This window comes from Actinomadura rubrisoli (genome assembly GCF_004349215.1).
GTDB lineage: Bacteria > Actinomycetota > Actinomycetes > Streptosporangiales > Streptosporangiaceae > Spirillospora > Spirillospora rubrisoli.
The window spans coordinates 1-15,895 of record NZ_SMKU01000212.1 but is presented as its reverse complement, the minus strand read 5'-3'; the positions used below and the strand labels follow the sequence as shown (position 1 = coordinate 15,895).

16 protein-coding genes, 1 tRNA gene and 2 pseudogenes are annotated in these 15,895 nt (G+C 69.1%); 10 read left to right on the top strand and 9 right to left on the bottom strand.

Annotated features, from left to right (window positions below):
• Positions 1-333 precede the first annotated feature (333 nt).
• From E1298_RS30800 to E1298_RS30770, 7 genes are all read left to right on the top strand, one after another.
• Positions 334-738: a hypothetical protein gene (locus E1298_RS30800; RefSeq protein WP_131899469.1), complete on the top strand. Its 405-nt coding sequence runs from the start codon at positions 334-336 to the stop codon at positions 736-738.
• Between the two features lie 536 nt (positions 739-1,274).
• Positions 1,275-1,862 carry a YbaB/EbfC family nucleoid-associated protein gene (locus E1298_RS30795; protein WP_165975747.1) on the top strand — a complete coding sequence of 196 codons (588 nt, stop codon included), beginning with the start codon at positions 1,275-1,277 and terminating at the stop codon, positions 1,860-1,862.
• The gene (locus tag E1298_RS30790; RefSeq protein ID WP_131899465.1) at positions 1,859-2,224 is read left to right on the top strand and encodes a hypothetical protein; all 366 of its coding nucleotides are present in this window, start codon (positions 1,859-1,861) and stop codon (positions 2,222-2,224) included. The genes E1298_RS30795 and E1298_RS30790 overlap by 4 nt, the downstream gene beginning before the upstream one ends.
• 117 nt (positions 2,225-2,341) lie before the next feature.
• Entirely contained in the window at positions 2,342-2,917 is a 576-nt protein-coding gene (locus tag E1298_RS30785; protein ID WP_131899463.1) for a hypothetical protein, read from the top strand.
• Positions 2,918-3,234: 317 nt separating this feature from the next.
• On the top strand, positions 3,235-3,525 hold the full coding sequence (locus tag E1298_RS30780; RefSeq protein ID WP_131899461.1) for a hypothetical protein: 291 nt from the start codon (positions 3,235-3,237) through the stop codon (positions 3,523-3,525).
• Positions 3,526-3,541: 16 nt separating this feature from the next.
• Entirely contained in the window at positions 3,542-3,925 is a 384-nt protein-coding gene (locus E1298_RS30775; protein ID WP_131899459.1) for a hypothetical protein, read from the top strand.
• Between the two features lie 373 nt (positions 3,926-4,298).
• Positions 4,299-5,306: a hypothetical protein gene (locus E1298_RS30770; protein WP_131899457.1), complete on the top strand. Its 1,008-nt coding sequence runs from the start codon at positions 4,299-4,301 to the stop codon at positions 5,304-5,306.
• Positions 5,307-5,499: 193 nt separating this feature from the next.
• Here the strand turns inward: E1298_RS30770 and E1298_RS30765 are convergent.
• Positions 5,500-5,581: transfer RNA gene (locus tag E1298_RS30765), tRNA-Tyr, on the bottom strand.
• A gap of 607 nt (positions 5,582-6,188) precedes the next feature.
• On the opposite strand from E1298_RS30765, the gene E1298_RS30760 reads away from it, so the two are divergent.
• Entirely contained in the window at positions 6,189-6,548 is a 360-nt protein-coding gene (locus E1298_RS30760; RefSeq protein WP_131899455.1) for a hypothetical protein, read from the top strand.
• 102 nt (positions 6,549-6,650) lie between these two features.
• Complete coding sequence (locus E1298_RS30755; RefSeq protein WP_131899453.1) at positions 6,651-7,139, top strand: YajQ family cyclic di-GMP-binding protein; 489 nt, start codon at positions 6,651-6,653, stop codon at positions 7,137-7,139.
• Between the two features lie 90 nt (positions 7,140-7,229).
• Here E1298_RS30755 and E1298_RS30750 read toward each other — a convergent pair whose 3' ends face one another.
• On the bottom strand, positions 7,230-7,577 hold the full coding sequence (locus tag E1298_RS30750; protein ID WP_243725912.1) for a helix-turn-helix domain-containing protein: 348 nt from the start codon (positions 7,575-7,577) through the stop codon (positions 7,230-7,232).
• A gap of 193 nt (positions 7,578-7,770) precedes the next feature.
• On the opposite strand from E1298_RS30750, the pseudogene E1298_RS50650 reads away from it, so the two are divergent.
• Positions 7,771-8,040, top strand: a pseudogene (locus E1298_RS50650) (M24 family metallopeptidase); the annotation flags it as partial.
• 76 nt (positions 8,041-8,116) lie between these two features.
• Here the strand turns inward: E1298_RS50650 and htpX are convergent.
• The 7 genes and pseudogenes from htpX to E1298_RS30710 form a co-directional block, all read right to left on the bottom strand.
• On the bottom strand, positions 8,117-8,986 hold the full coding sequence (gene htpX, locus E1298_RS30740) for a zinc metalloprotease HtpX (protein ID WP_131899451.1): 870 nt from the start codon (positions 8,984-8,986) through the stop codon (positions 8,117-8,119).
• A gap of 78 nt (positions 8,987-9,064) precedes the next feature.
• The gene (locus E1298_RS30735; RefSeq protein ID WP_131899449.1) at positions 9,065-10,561 is read right to left on the bottom strand and encodes an NADH-quinone oxidoreductase subunit N; all 1,497 of its coding nucleotides are present in this window, start codon (positions 10,559-10,561) and stop codon (positions 9,065-9,067) included.
• 22 nt (positions 10,562-10,583) lie between these two features.
• Positions 10,584-12,110 carry a complex I subunit 4 family protein gene (locus E1298_RS30730; RefSeq protein WP_341770657.1) on the bottom strand — a complete coding sequence of 509 codons (1,527 nt, stop codon included), beginning with the start codon at positions 12,108-12,110 and terminating at the stop codon, positions 10,584-10,586.
• Entirely contained in the window at positions 12,107-14,155 is a 2,049-nt protein-coding gene (locus E1298_RS30725) for an NADH-quinone oxidoreductase subunit 5 family protein (protein ID WP_243725911.1), read from the bottom strand. The genes E1298_RS30730 and E1298_RS30725 overlap by 4 nt, the downstream gene beginning before the upstream one ends.
• A 122-nt stretch (positions 14,156-14,277) precedes the next feature.
• Positions 14,278-14,559 (bottom strand): annotated as a pseudogene (nuoK, locus tag E1298_RS30720) (NADH-quinone oxidoreductase subunit NuoK); the annotation flags it as partial.
• The gene (locus E1298_RS30715; protein ID WP_131899445.1) at positions 14,559-15,128 is read right to left on the bottom strand and encodes an NADH-quinone oxidoreductase subunit J family protein; all 570 of its coding nucleotides are present in this window, start codon (positions 15,126-15,128) and stop codon (positions 14,559-14,561) included. The gene E1298_RS30715 and the pseudogene nuoK, both read right to left, overlap by 1 nt.
• The gene (locus E1298_RS30710) at positions 15,125-15,571 is read right to left on the bottom strand and encodes a 4Fe-4S binding protein (RefSeq protein ID WP_243725910.1); all 447 of its coding nucleotides are present in this window, start codon (positions 15,569-15,571) and stop codon (positions 15,125-15,127) included. The genes E1298_RS30715 and E1298_RS30710 overlap by 4 nt, the downstream gene beginning before the upstream one ends.
• Between the last annotated feature and the right edge of the window lie 324 nt (positions 15,572-15,895).

Genomic DNA, 15,895 nt, shown 5'->3' with positions numbered 1-15,895 from the left:
CCCTGAAACCCCTCCCCCGGGCCAAGTCCCCCAAATCCTCACCTCTCCGCCCAGATATCCGACGCCACGTCCGGTCATCAGGGGACGAACCGGCGCCGCCACCAAGGCCCCACTCCCGCAGTTGCTCATCTGTGAAAGGCACTCAGGGCCAGCTTCACGGTGGGGCCCGCTTCACGATGGGTGCTGCAAGCCCGCCCGGTCCTCGCGGAGAGACGGCGGTCGTCTGATGCGTTCAAACACCGAGTGCACCAGTCGTGTCCCGGCAGCGTCCAAGGGCGTATGAGGCGTCGATCGCGGCCGCATCGCCGGGCCAAGCTGTGGTGGCGTATCGGGATGGCCATGCTGCTGGTCATCGCCGCGGGGGCCGCCGGCCTGTACTGGCTAGGGAGGCTGATGAGCGGCGGATGCGCCGTCCAGCCGGTTTCACAGGTGGTGTCTCCAGGCCGGGAATGGCGGGCAGTGGTGTACGCCTACAACTGCGGCGCGACCTCGTCCTCCGCTACCCATGTGTCGATACTGCCGAGTGGCGAGAAGGGGCCTCAGGGATCGGGCAACGTGTTCATCGCCGACCACGGCCACGGGCCTGTCCCCGCCGACGCTGTAGGAGGCCCACAGGTCACGCTGACCTGGGTCGCCGCCGACCGGCTACGTGTGGTCCGCCCATCGCATGCGCGAGTCTTCCGCGCTAGAACCACCATGGGAAAGGTGACGGTGAGCCACACACTCGTCCCCGGCTAAAGCCCCAGCGCCAAGCGATGGAGTTCCAGGAGCGGGCTGGCCTTCGACCCGCAGCCCGGCGACTGATCGAGTTCAGACCGGACACCAACGAAGCGGCCCGGTCCCAGCACAATCGCCGATAAGGGACACCCATATCCGGCAGTAATGGGCGCACAGTTCAAAACTCACGCAGACAGGCCGGTGGATGCGCAGCCATCCACCGACCCCTCTGACCTGCTAATCCCTCAAAACTAGCGCGACCAAGTGCCCTGCCTCCCGGCACTCTGGAGAAGACACGAACCTGGCTCAAGCGTGTACACGCGATCAGCCGAACTCTCAGTCGTTCCGTCTGTCCATTCGTGACCAGCACAGAGAGGCGTCCAAAAGTGAGAACCAAGCGGACGCATCGCTCCCTGACGTGATCGAAACCAGCTGCACATGTCGTGGCCTCACCATTCCGGTTGCGCCATTTGATTCTCGTGGTCACAATGGGCTGCATCGTGTCGTCGGCGTGCCGGCCGGCTCCGGGGAGCCGTCTGGATGGTGGTGAGGGAGCCGTGAAACCGACTCCGAAGTCCCTCCGAGAGCTTCTGAACAGCGACATTCAGGATGCGCCGCTCACCCCGGCCGAGGTTCGCCGGCGATTAGGGTCCTCCGCCGGACGGCGGCAGGCCGAGCAGCAGACGCGTCCGGTCGGCCCGCCAAGCGAATCCGGGCAGTGCGACGAGCCGTCCGCGGAACCAGCGCCCACCATGGCGAAGATCATCGAACCCTCCGGGGTTGGTGGCGGAACCGAGGGCGGCCCGGCCGAGGACGACGACTCTCCATCGCTGGACGAGGTTGCCACGCGGCTTGCCGCACGCGCCTTGGAATTCGCAGAGTGCGAAGCACGCTTGGCGCGCGAAACGATCAGCGCTGAGGCTCTCAACGGGCGACTGCGCGTGGTGGTGACCGGCAACGGCAGGCCGGTCTCCCTGCACGTTGACCGCGAGGCTCTGCACGGATCAGAGGGCCGCCTTTTGGGAAAGCACATATCGGACCTCATCATGACCGCGCGTCAACAAGCAGACGTTCGACGAGATGAACTAGAGGCTGGCCTCTCCTCTCCCGCGACCGAGGATCCCATGCAAGAGGGGCGAGCATGACGGCATCACGGAAAGCCGGACATTCGCGAGAATACAACGATGCTCTGCGGGCCGAGCTGATCTCTACGGCGTTGCGCGCGGAACACCTCGTGGCGGAAGGCGAGAACATCTTGGCCGCGCAGGAGCGCTTCCGTGAAGATTTCCAGAGCCAATCGTTCACGGCGGAGATCGCCTACGGCCTGGGTTCGGTAACGGTGGGCGGCGACGGCAGGATCACCATTGACCTGGAAAGGGCCAAGGCGTCGGTCTCAGACGTCGACCGGCTGGGCGAAAGGATCCTGGCCGCCTTGGAGCACGCCGAGAAAACCAGGGACGACGCCGCCGCGCGCGGCCTTCCCAAGATGCCCCATCCAGGCGTCTGAACCAGGGAGGGGCAAGAGATGGCAGAGCCGAAACCGAAGCCCGGTCGACACCGTCTGCCGAGCTCTAAGGCATGGCCCTCGAAGGCCGCCGGTATCGTCGACATAGGGATAGGCGTCGTGGAGATTCTGGGTGCCAAGAAGGCCCTAGAAGCCGCTCAAAAGATCAAAGGCAACGAGAACGCGGTCATCGCGGTCGCCGACAAGTGGCGATCCGCGGGCGAGAACGTAATGAACGCAGAAGAGCCGCTGGCCACATCATGGAACTCGTTGACCGCCGACTGGCAGGGAGGCGCCTTCGAGGCCTACCGGTGGCACATGACCCGGAACGGGGCGGTGGCCGATGCCAACGCCGCGGCATTGTTCGCGGCTGAAACAGCCCTGCTGGATCTTTCTCTCCAGGTGGCGAACGCCTACAATCTGGCAGTCGATCTCACCACCCTCGCGGCGTCGCGTATCCAGCCCGCATTGGGAGGCATCGGCTGGACCTCCAACAAGAAGGACGACAAGCCCACGATCGCCAAGGCTCTGGCGGATTATGTCGAAGCCATCAACAAGGTCGATACCAGCCTGCGGACGGCCATCGTCACCCAGAAGGTCGGCCTGGCCAAGTTCGCTTCGGAGCTGAGCAAACTCAAAAGACCCGGGCACTTCCCCGAGAATGCCACGAATCCCAAACGATGGGTGCACCGTTGATGACCGGCCGGAAGCGTGTCATCGGCCCGTGGGCCATGGCCTTGTTGCTCGGGCTGGCCACGGCGGGGTGTGATTCCGGGGGCACAGATGGGTCGGCGTCCCCAGGAACATCGTCGCCGGCTGCCGTCGCAACGACTTCTCCTCCCGAACCCGCCGCGCCGGCTCTGCTGGACGCACCGGGCCCTTGTGATCTGGTGAACCTGGCGAAGATTGACCGACTGCGGGGGCTTGGGGCCAAGGTGCCAACGAAGGAGCGAGGCCCTCTGCTCGCCAAATGCACTTGGGAGAGCGACCAGGGCCACCGTGGTGCCTCGTTGGTGAGGGTAGCGATCGCGGACCTCAGGAGGAAGAGCTCGCAGGAACTCCCCGGCGCGGTCTCGTCCGTAGCTGCATCGTGCCTGGACAAGAAGGTGTCGATCGCTGGCGGGGACTACTGCCTCAGCGATAACCGGCACAGCATCAAGGTCGTCCGCAACAACCTCTATGTCACCGCCAACTGGGCAGACACGGCGGTGAGCCGCATCAAGGGCGCCGCCACGCGAACCAGCGTGGAGAACCAGGTCAGCAAGCAGCTGGCCGAGCAGATCATTGCCCGTCTCCCCGGCTGACCGAAGGAGCACTGCCGTGGCGCCCAAAGACGTCAAGTTCCGGGCGAGCAAGATCCGCGAAAGCGGTGACCTCGTCAATGACGCCGTCAATCTCTGGTCGAACGCGCCGTTCACCCTCGACAGCGCGGTCCTGCCGGCGAACTGCTTCGGAAAGGTCGGCGAAGAGCTGGGATTGCGCGACGAGTACGAGAGGTCGCGCGCGAAGACCATCCTGGAACTCAACGACGGCACCAACATCCTGATCCAGAACCGCGAGGCGGTCTACAAAGCGGCGGACCGCTACGAGGGCGCGGAGATCAAAGCGACTCAGAACGTCAAGGACATCCCTCGCCATCGCCCGGACCTCGACAACGACCACAGCGACTACGAGTCGAAATACGGCTGGGCCCGTAACAGCTGAATCCGCACCGCTGACCGAGGTTGACAGTCGAACTGGCCCGGACCGGCGACAAACCGGTCACGGCGTTGCCCAAGAGCCTGGGCATCAGCCAGCTGAGTCACCGCGCCTGCTTTCGCCACAGGTTTCTCGGTCCCTGGGCGTTCCGACGCCGGGGGCGGAAGACGAACTCCCAGTGGTCAAGAGGCAACTGGAAACGACGCGTCGCCACATCGTGATCGTGCCACCACGGAAATATAGCGACAGTCCGCCAACTTACAATTGACGGATAGTAGCCATTTACGCAATCCACGCCTATCAATACGATATTGATGAAATATAGATCGGCTATGAAGGCTGAGTGATGAGTGCCTCTGCTCCCTGAACTAGGAGTCTCATGAACAGCAAGATGCGCGTCGCCGTATCGCTGGTCTCTACTGCGGTGACGACATCCCTCGTCACCGCCCTCGCTCCGTCCTCGGCGATGGCAGCCTGTCAGTATCGTCCCACCGACCTGCCCTTGACCTCGGGGGCGACGAACGGCGTCGTCACCACCGCAGCCGGTACGGGCGTGTTTGCAGGGGAGACCGAGGTACCGGTAGGCAAGGTCACCCAGGAGCATGCGGCTCTTTGGACGGGAGGAAAGGTCACTGACCTGGGAACCGTGCCCGACGCCCCCGACAGCCTCGGCGTCAACGACGTCAACGGCGCCGGCATCGTGGTCGGATCCGGGTGGAAGATCACCGGCCACGTGGAGGGCTGGCCGATCGGCGAGAACTACCCGTTCCGTTCGCGCGACGGCAAACTGGAGCGATTGCCGGTGCCTTCGGGGGCACACGACGTTGTCGCACAGGCGATCACCGAGAGCGGCGATATCTACGGCAGCGGCTACCGCACGGACCCCAACCACACAACGGTCTTCTTCTGGCCGGCCGACAAGCCGGGGACCGTAACCGAACCCACGGGCTTCCCCGTCGGCAGCAAAGTGGAGGGCGTCGACTCGGACGGCACCGTGGCGGTCTCGGCCATCTCCGACTCCAAGAACACCAGAAGCGCCCACCTGTGGAAGAACGGCGTTTCCAAGCCGCTGCCGATGCCCGCTGGGGCGAAATTCTCCCTCATCTCCGCCATCTCCAACGGCCGCGTTGTGGGCAGCGTGGAGAGCAAGCCCGTCCTCTGGGACAAGAGTGCGGTCGCGAAGGGCCTCCCCACCGGCACCGGCGCCAGCGACGTCAACCGTGACGGCCTGATTGTCGGCTGGTCCAGCTCGGGCGCATCCACCGTTTGGCGCCTCACCACCAAGGTCGCCACCCTGCCTCGCGATGCGAGGATCCTCACCGTCGCCGATGACGGATCACTGGGCGGCTACAACAACCGGATTCCCGCCCTCTGGCGCTGCGCCTGATCGAACCGGATCACGGACAGGTCGCGCAACCATCGGGACGATCGACCGGACCGGTAACAGCGAAGTGCGGCAACGGGACAAGCCAAGACGCCGACCAAGCAGTCAAGGCGGAGAACAGGAGTGAAGCCCGGCGCCTCACAGTCACCACAACAAAAGACCCCCTCACCCTGGTGAGGGGGTCTTCTCGCTGGTGTGGCGGGTGCAGGGTTCGAACCTGCGTAGGCTAAGCCGACGGATTTACAGTCCGCTCCCATTGGCCACTCGGGCAACCCGCCGTGGCGTCGCTCTCGCGACGGCACTCGAAAGGATAGCGGACGGGGGGCGTGGTCGTGACATCGGGCCGGGGGTGGCTCGGGACGGTCATTTGAGGGTGAAGACGTGGGTGATGTGCGGGGTGTCGATGAGGGTGTGCGGGACCAGGGTGTGGTGGGTCCAGGTGTTGCCGGTGCGGAGGGTCAGGGCGGTTTGACCATGCCTGGGAGGGCCCCGACCGCGAGGACGAGGACGAAGGTGAGCGGGACGCCGGGGAGGGGCTTGGAGCCGTCCAGGCCGATGATCGCGGGGCGTTGTGCCATGACCTGGACGACGGACTCGACAGGGGGACGGCGGCGATCAGCTTGGCGTCGGCGCGGCGGTGGCTGGAGGCCAGGTTCCGGGACGTGTGCGGGGTAGCGGCGGCGGAAGGATGCCAGGAGCCGACCGCGTAGGCGGCCAGGTTGTAGCAGGCGCAGGTGATGGCCTCGGCCGGTGAGGCGGAGGTGAACAGGTGCCAACCGAAGGCGGGGGCCGGGAACGACCGCCGAGGAGGCCAACTGAGGGGCGGTCTCGTGGGCCGTCGTGTCGGGGGTGCGAACGTGGTGCACCGAGGAGTCTCGCCTCTTCATGCCTTGGACCATGGAGCGGAGGCTGGACGGTCTGGCGCGGGCGTCGGTGCGGAACGTGGCGCGTGAGGCACTACTTCGCCGGCTAGGACAGCTCGCCTTCGCGCTGTGCGTGGTCGTGGAGCGTATCGAGCGGTGGATCTCGGCGCTGGACGTGCGGACGATCCGCGCCGAGCGCCGGGCGGGGAACGAGGTCTGGCTGGCCTTCACCGTGCGTTTCCTGGTGGACGTACCGGGCGTTGCGCGAGCAGGGGTACGACATCTTCTGGGAGTGCAGGGCGTTGAGTTGGGGGCCGAGCGGCTGCACGCGCTCGTCGTGGGACGCGGCCATGCGTCCCGCGGTGGTCGCGCGGCGCCTTGATGGGCTCGCTGGGGCGGGCTGATGGGTGGTTGGTGTGCGGGGCGCGCCGTCCTCGCTACGCTGCCAGGACCGCGAAGTTGCCGCTGAGGGGAAGTGTGTGCGATGGCCGATGCGTCGTTTGACATCGTCAGCAAGCTCGACCGGCAGGAGGTCGACAACGCGCTGAATCAGGCCACCAAGGAGGTCGCCAACCGGTTCGACTTCCGGAACGTGGACGCGGGGATCAAGTGGTCGGGCGAGGCCATTGATATCCAGGCGAACACGGAGGAACGGGCGAACGCCGTGTTGGATGTGCTGAAGGACAAGCTCGTCAAACGGGGGATCTCGCTGAAGGCGATCGATCCGGGTGAGCCGAAGCTGTCGGGGAAGGTCTACAAGCTCGGCGTGGGGCTGAAGGAGGGCATCGCGCAGGAGGACGCCAAGAAGATCGGCAAGATCATCCGCGAGGAGGGGCCGAAGGGGGTCAAGGCCCAGATCCAGGGGGACGAGCTGCGGGTCAGCTCGAAGAAGAAGGACGATCTGCAGGAAGTGATCGCGCTTCTGAAGGGCAAGGACCTGGACGTCGCCCTCCAGTTCGTCAACTACCGCTGACGTGGCGAGCGCGCCGACTTCTTCCCCCGCAGAAGTGGCCGGCGCGCTCGCAACTGTTATGACGCGGGAGGCCCCCGAGTAGTTCGACTTTCAGCCCGCCAATTCTGCGGCGGGGTCGTCGAAGTCCTCCAGGGTGCGGGCGAGGGCCGTCAGGCCCAGGTCGAGGACGCGGGCGAGTGACGCGACGGTGGAGAACGCGGGGACCGCGATGGCCCCGCGTTCGATGTTTCTCAGGGTGTCGAGGGAGATGCCGGCGTCGCGAGCGGCCCTGCCCCGGTCGCGCTGCTCCTCGTGCGAACCATGGTGACTTACCGGAGCCCGCGCGAGTGGGATGCTGGGCGGGTCGTCGCCCTGACGTTGGAGGCCGTGCGGGGTGCCGAGCCCGGGATCGAGCTGAGGGAGCTGGACGCCGTCGCGGCGCGCGTCATCAGGGAGCACGGGGCGCGGTCGTCATTCCTCGGGTACCACCACCCCGGTTCCGTATCCGGCGACGATATGCGCGTCGGTGAACGACGTGGTGGTGTACGGGATCCAGGGGCGGCAGGTCGTCCGGGCGGGTGATCCGCGGCGCCGAGTTCGGGGGCTATCACGGGGACGCGGCGGGGCCGCGGACAAGGGTGCCCGGAGGTTGATGGACGCGACCCGGGAGGCGTTGGAGGAGGCCATCGCGGCGGCGGTGCCGGGGCGAGGCTCGGTGACATCTCCCATGCCGCAGAGGGACGCGGGCTACGGGATCCTTGAAGGCTGCGGCGGGCACGGGATCGGGACGGCGATGCACGAGGACCCGCCGGTGCCCAATATGGGACGGGCCGGGCGCGGGCTGTTGCTGAGGGAGGGGGTGACGATCGCGATCGAGCCGATGTCCACGAGGGCGGGGGCGACGCGTCCCGGCTACTGGACGACCGAGACGGCGGACGGGAGTCGTGCGGCGCACTTCGAGCACTCGATCGTGATCACCGCGGACGGGCCCGTGGTGCTCACGGCCCCTTGGGACCGCGGGGGTCGGCCATGCGCTCCAGGCGGGCGATGCGGTCGGCCGTCGGGGGGTGGGTGGAGAACAGCCTGCCGATGCCGGCGCCCCGGAACGGGTTGGCGATCATCAGGGCGCTGGTGGTGGCCAGCTCGGGGTCCTGGGGCAGCGGCATCGCCCGGGTGCCGGCCTCGATCTTGCGGAGCGCGGAGGCGAGGGCGAGGGGGTCGCCGGTGAGCTGGGCGCCGGAGGCGTCCGCCTGGAATTCGCGGGTGCGGCTGATGGCCATCTGGACGACGGCGGCCGCGATGGGGCCGAGGACGAGCATGAGCAGGGCGCCGAGGACGCCGGGGCCGTCGTCGTCGTCGGACCGTCCGATCGGCAGGAAGATCGCCAGATGGGACAGGTAGGTGATCACGGTGGCGATCGCGGCGGCGACGGAGGAGATGAGGATGTCGCGGTTGTAGACGTGGGAGAGCTCGTGGCCGAGGACGGCGCGCAGCTCCCGCTCGTCCAGCATGCGCAGGATCCCGCGGGTGCAGCAGACGGCGGCGTTGCGCGGGTTGCGCCCGGTCGCGAACGCGTTGGGCTGCATGGTCTCCGACACGTACAGGCGCGGCATGGGCTGGCGGGACGAGGTCGACAGCTCGCGGACGAGCCGGTAGAGCACCGGCGCCTCGACCTCGCCGACCGGGTGGGCGCGCATCGAGCGCAGCGCGATCCGGTCGCTGAACAGGAAGGCGACGCCGTTGGTGCCGAGCGCGACGATCAGCGCGACCGTGAGCCCGGCGGTGCCGCCGAACACCCAGCCGGCCGCGAGCAGCAGCGCCGAAAGCGACGCGATCAGCGCCGCGGTCTTGACGCCGTTGAACCGCACTTCCCCGTCGCCTCCCGTCGACTCGACCCACGAATATCAACGGTTTGACCTGCTCGAACGTTCCCGCCCCCGGCGGGGTCAGCTGACCTGCGAGACCGTCTGCAGGACGATCTGCGGCGCGACCGACAGTACGGCGGCGCCGGCGGCGGTGGCGGCGATCGCCGCGCGGACGGGCAGGCCGGGCGCGGCGTCGTAGGAGGGGCCCGGCGACGGGGTGAACAGGCGGGCGGCCCAGGCCAGGTAGTAGTAGAGGCCGATCACGGTGTTGACCGCCATCACGACGGCGAGCCAGGTGACGTCGCCCGCGACGGCCGCGCGGAACACCACGACCTTCGCGAACAGCCCCATCACGCCCGGCGGCAGCCCGGCGAGGCAGATCAGGAAGAAGGCGAGGGCGGCGGCGACGGCGGGGCTGCGGCGGGCGAGGCCGCGGTAGTCGTCCAGGGTGTCCCAGATGGCGGCGCGCTCGTCCCCGCCGGGGGCGCGGTTCCGGAAGCCGGTCACGACGGCGAACGCGCCGAGGTTCATGACGGCGTAGAGGGCGACGTAGGCGGTGGTGGCGGCGACGGCCTCGGGCAGCCGGTGCGTGCCGACCGACAGCGGCGCGAGCATGTAGCCGGACTGCGCGACCGACGACCAGGCCAGCAGCCGGATCGCGGTCCGCTGGCGCAGGGCCAGGAGGTTGCCGAGCGTCATGGTGATCGCGGCGAGGACGGCGACCAGCGGCCCCCACACGTGCGCGTACGCGGGGAACCCGAGGGCGAGGACGATGGCGAGCCCGGCGAATCCGGCGGCCTTCGACACGACGGACAGGAACGCGGCGACGGGCAGCGGCGCGCCCTGGTAGACGTCCGGCGCCCAGAAGTGGAACGGGACGGCGGCGACCTTGAACGCGAAGCCGGCGAGGACGAGGACGACGCCGACGGCGGCGACCGGGTCCAGGTCGTCCGGGAGCTTGTCGAGGGCGGGGGCGATGCGGTCGAGGTGCATGGCGCCGGTGGCGCCGTACACGAGGCTGATGCCGAACAGCATGACGGCGGCCGAGACGACGGAGACCAGGAACAGCTTCAGCGCGGCCTCGGACGCCGCGCCGTCATAGCGGCGGAGGCCGACGAGGGCGAACACCGGCAGCGACAGCGTCTCCAACGCGACGACGAGCAGGATCAGGTCGCGGGCGGCCACCAGGGACAGGGCGCCGATCACGGCGGCGAGCAGCAGGGAGTGGTACTCGCCCGCGGGGATCTTCGAGTCGGTGATCTCCTGGAGGGACAGCAGGACGACGACCACGGCGGCGGCGAGGACGAGGCCCTGGAACAGCAGGGTGAAGTCGTCGGCGACGTAGGAGCAGGAGCGCGGGCCGCCGGCGCGCAGGCCGTCCGGGAGGCAGAAGGTGGCGCGCCGGTCGCCGGCCGCGAGCGCGACGACGGCCAGCAGCGCGACCGCGAGGGAACCGCCGCTGACCAGGCCGAGGACGCGGCGCGGCGCGTCGAAGGCGTCGGCGAGCAGCAGCCCGATCGCGGCGACGGCGAGGATCAGCGGCGGCGCGATCGCCGCGTAGTCGATGCCCTGGATCATGGGGCGCCTCCCGGCACTCGCATCAGCCGCCTCCGAACAGGCTGCGCACCGGCGCGGTGGTCACTTCCAGCAGGGTCTTCGGCCACAGCCCGACCAGCAGCGTGAGCGCGATCAGCGGGACCCAGGCCGCGTACTCCTGCGGCGAGATGGCGGCGACCGGGCCCCTGGAGGCGTCCGGGGACGGTCCCGCCGCGATGCCGTCGGCCGGCCCGTGCGTGATCTTGGCGAGCATGCGCAGGAAGTAGGCGGCGGTCAGCACCGCGCCGAGCGCGCCGACCGCCATGAAGGTCACGAACGTCTCGCGGGGCAGGTCGGCGTGCGGACGGTACGCGCCGAGCAGCGCCAGCATCTCGCCCCAGAACCCGGCGAGCCCCGGCAGCCCGAGCGAGGCGACGGACGCGAAGGTCAGCAGGGACGCCAGCCGCGGGGCGGTCCCGAGCATCCCGCCGCCGAGGACGTTCAGGTCGCCGGTCCCCCAGCGCTCCTTGACGGCCCCGGCGAGGAAGAACAGCAGGCTGGTGATGAGGCCGTGGGCGACGTTGCCGAACAGCGCCGCGTTGATCCCGACCGGGGTGAGGGTCGCGATGCCGAGCAGGACGAACCCCATGTGCCCGACGGACGAGTAGGCGATCATCCGCTTGAGGTCGCGCTGAGCCAGGCAGGCGAGCGCACCGTACACGATCCCGATCACGGCGAGGAGCCCGAGCCACGGCGCCCACACGCGCGCCCCGTCCGGCGCGAGGGGCAGGGCGACGCGGATCAGGCCGTAGGTGCCCATCTTCAGCAGGACGCCGGCGAGCAGCACGGACCCGACGGTCGGCGCCTCGGTGTGCGCGTCGGGCAGCCAGGTGTGCAGCGGCCACATCGGCGCCTTGACCGCGAACCCGAGCCCCATCAGGGCGAACGCGGCGACCTGCACGCCGTGGGAGAGCCCGTCCCCGTGCCGCCGCGCCAGCTCGGTCATGTCGAGGGTGCCCGCGTTGACGGCGACGAGCAGCATCCCGGCGAGCAGGAGCCCGGAGCCGAGCAGGGTGTAGAGGATGAACTTGTCGGCGGCGGCGCGCCGTCCGGCGCCGCCCCACAGCATGATCACCACGTACATGGGGATCAGGACGACCTCGAAGAACACGAAGAACAGCACGAGGTCGAGCGCGACGAACGTGCCGAGCAGCCCGATCTCCAGGACGAGCAGCAGCGCGGTCAGCAGCCGGATCCGGCCGCCGGCGGGCGGGTGCCGCAGCGAGTACAGGAAGCACAGGAACGTCAGCAGCGCGGTCAGCACGACCAGCGGCAGCGAGATCCCGTCCGCGCCGAGGTGGAAGCGCAGGCCGATCGCGGGCGCCCAGGACCGGTTGACCTGGAGCTGCATCGCGGAGGTGTTGCGGAAGTCGAACGCCGTCATGGCGGACACCGCGACCAGCAGCGTCGCGCCCGACACCGCCGCCCCGAACCGGCGGACGGCGAGGTCGGTCGGCAGGAACCGGTCCCCCGGGACGAGCATCGCCAGCGCCCCGACCAGCGGGATCGCCATCATCAGCAGGAAGATCAACGGAAGATCACCACCCCGGCGACGATGACGACGACGCCCGCGAGCAGGCCCGTCAGGTAGGTCTGCGGGTTGCCGTTCTGCGGCCGGCGCAGCAGCCCGCCGAGGCGCCGCGCGCCCCGTCCGCTGCCGACGACGGCCGCGTCGACGCGGCGCGCGTCGAAGATGACGACGTGCCGTGCCAGAGCCCAGAGGGGCCGGACGACCAGCGCCTCGTACAGCTCGTCCACGTAGAAGGCCCGCGCGAAGACCGGACGGAGCCTCCCCAGGGCAAGCGCCGGGTCGCGGGCCGGGTCACGGTTCCAGACGAGGAACGCGGCGCCCGCTCCGGCGGCGGCCAGGACGAGCGCGAGGATCGCCGATCCCACATGGGGGCGCAGCTCGTCCGCGCCGAGCCCGAAGAACCCGAGGATCGCGGCGGGGACGGCCAGCACCGCGACCGTCCACGACATGGTCTTCGGCGCTTCGCGGATCTCGTACGACCCGCGCGGCTCGCCGAAGAACGTCATCAGCCAGGCGCGCGCCGCGTACGCCGCCGTCAGCGCGACGGTGAGCAGCAGCCCGAGGTACACCAGCCACGCGACACCGGCAGGCAGATCCACGTGGTAGAAGTTCGGGCCGTACCCGACGGCCGTTGCCTGCCCCTCAACGCGGTCAAGGGACTGATGGGTACCAAGGCGAATCCAGTCGTGCGGCAGTGCCGAGGCGGAGATGCTGTCGGGCTGCTGAAGCGGCTCGTAGGAGAACCAGCCCCGCGTCACCGGTATGCCGGCGGACTCGCCGCCGTGCAGGGCGGAGTGCTGGGCGGCCTCGATGACGGAGTCCTTGCTGAACCAGCCGCTGAACGGGGGAACGCCGACCAGCGCGGCCAGCCCGACCGTCATCGACCAGAACGTGATCGGCATCCCGCGCCGGAGCCCGCCGTAGTGGGCGAGCATGTTCGAGCCCGCCACCACGATGACGCAGCCCGCCGACAGGAACAGCAGCGCCTTGAACGCGCCGTGCGTGAGCAGGTGGAAGATCGCCGCGGTGTCGGCGCCGACCGCGAGCCCGGCCGCCATCACGCCGAGCTGACTGATCGTCGAGTACGCCAGGACGCGTTTCAGGTCGTCCTGCGCGAGGGCCGCGAGCGCCGAGCCGACCATGGAGATCACCGCGACGGCGCCGAGGACGGTCAGCGCGGCCGGGGCCAGGTAGAACACGGGGTACAGCCGCGCGACGACGTAGACGCCCGCCGCGACCATCGTGGCCGCGTGGATGAGGGCGCTGATCGGCGTCGGGCCCGCCATCGCGTCCGGGAGCCAGGTGTGCAGCGGGAACTGCGCGCTCTTGCCCGCGACGCCGGCGAGCAGCAGCAGTGCCGCCGCGGTCACCGTGGTGTGCGGCATCGTGGCGGCCTTCGCGAGGACGACGTCGAGGGAGAACGAGCCCGCGGCGGCGCCGAGCACGAGGATGCCGATGAGGAAGCCGACGTCGCCCAGCCGCGTGACGAGGAACGCCTTCACCGCCGCGCGCGAGTTGGCTCGGTCCTCCCAGTGGTGGCCGATCAGGAAGTACGAGCAGACGCCCATGACCTCCCAGCCCGCGTACAGGACGAGCAGGTCGCCGGCGAACACGACCAGCAGCATCGCGGACGTGAAGACGGAGATGAACGCGGCGTAGGACGAGTAGCGGCGGTCGCCGTCCATGTAGGCGACCGAGTAGACCTGCACGGCCAGCGCCACGCAGCAGACCATGAGCGCCACGACCGCGGACAGGCCGTCGACCTGGAGCCCGACCCGGATCGGGACCGACCCGGTGTCGATCACCGTGAGCACGCCCGTCCGCGGGCCGGGGTCGCGCCACACGGTGAACGCGACGATCGCCGCGAGGACCAGCGACGCGGCCATCGACACGCACGCGATCAGCGCCGGGCCGCTGCGGAGCGGCGAGCCTTCGCGGACCGGATTGGTGCCGCCGAGCAGCCGCGTCAGCCGAGGGCCGAGCAGCATCCCGGCGAACGCGGCGGCGAAGGGCGCCAGGACGGCCAGCGAGGCGAGCCAGATCACGGGGCCGCCCCCTCGCGCCGCGCCGCATCGGCTTCGGCCGTCTCACTCGTTTCGACGGCTTGGGGCGCCTCGGCCTGGGGCTTCGCCGGACGGACGCCGTCCTCGGCCAGCGTGCGGAGCCGGTCGATGTCGATCGACTGCCGGTTGCGGAAGACCAGGAGCACGATCGCGAGGCCGAGTCCGACCTCCGCCGCCGCGATCACGATGGTGAACAGGGTGAGGACCTGCCCGCCGTGCAGCCGGTCGCGGAACCAGATGTCGAACGCGACCAGGTTGAGGTTCACGGCGTTCAGCATGAGCTCGACCGACATCAGGACGAGGATGGCGTTGCGGCGCGCGAGCACCCCGTACACGCCCACGGAGAACAGCAGCGCCGCCACGACCGTCGGGTAGGCGAGATGCATCAGGCGCCGCCCTCCTCGTCCGCGCGCACGCCCGCACGCTCGTCCGCGTCCGCTCGCTTGTCGGCGCGCGGGCCGATGTCCGAGCGCGATAGGACGATAGCGCCCACCAGTGACGCCAGCAGCAGCACCGACAGCACCTCGAACGGCAGGACCCAGGTGCGGAACACGCTGGCGCCCAGTTCGTCCGCCGAGCCGCCGCCCGGGCGCAGCGTCATGCGCTCGTCCCGGAAGCCCATCGCCATCACGGTCACCAGGACCGCCGCCGTGGCGGCCGCGACCGCCGCCGCGACCCACCGGTTCCCGGAGTCCAGCTCGGCGGACTCTCCGATCGGCGCGCGCGTCAGCATGATGCCGAACAGCAGCAGCACGACCACTGCGCCGACGTAGATGAGCACCTGGACCCACGCGACGAACTCTGCGGTGAGCACGAGATAGCCGCCGGCCAGCGCGCCGAAGGACACCACCAGCCACAGCGCCGCGTGGACGAGCTGCCGCGTGGTCACCACCATGATCCCGGACCCGACGGCCACGACGCCGAGCAGGACGAAGACGACCTCCTGCCCGCTCATGCGCCCGCCCCCGGCGGGGGACGGGTCGCGCGGGCCGCGGCCTTCTCGGCGGTGCTCAGTTCCTTGGGCGGCTCGGCGGACGGGTCGGGGGGCTGCGGTGGCGGGACGGTCCACATCCATTCCCGCAGCCGGTCCTTCTCGTGGGTCAGCTCGGCGATGTCGTACTCGGCGTACTCGAACTCCGGCGACCAGAAGAGCGCGTCGAACGGGCAGACCTCGATGCAGATCCCGCAGTACATGCACAGCGCGAAGTCGATGGCGAACCGATCGAGGACGTTCCGTGTGCGCGCGCGTCCGCTGCCTTCTGCCGGAAGGGTTTCCTTGTGGGAGTCGATGTAGATGCACCAGTCCGGACACTCGCGCGCGCAGAGCATGCAGACGGTGCAGTTCTCCTCGAACAAGGCGATGACACCCCGGCTGCGCGGAGGCAGGTCGGGCTGCACTTCTGGGTACTGACGCGTTATGGAACGCCGCGTCATCGTCCGCAACGTGACCGCCAGCCCTTTGGCCAGCCCGCCTCCTGGTAGCCGTACCACGCGCCCCATGATTGCGTACGAAGGGCCGCTGGGGAACGCGCCGGGGTTCACGTTCGTCCAACCAGTCACGGACGTTCAAGGTTCTCGGTCACGGCGGCCTGCGGGTGAGGAGGGCATGTGAGCCATCACGCGGACGGCCCCTACGGTCCAGAACCGGGTCGTGACCAGGAGCGGCCGCCCTATGACCGCCCTTCCTCCGGCCGCCCGCCCCACGATCGATCGGCCCACAAC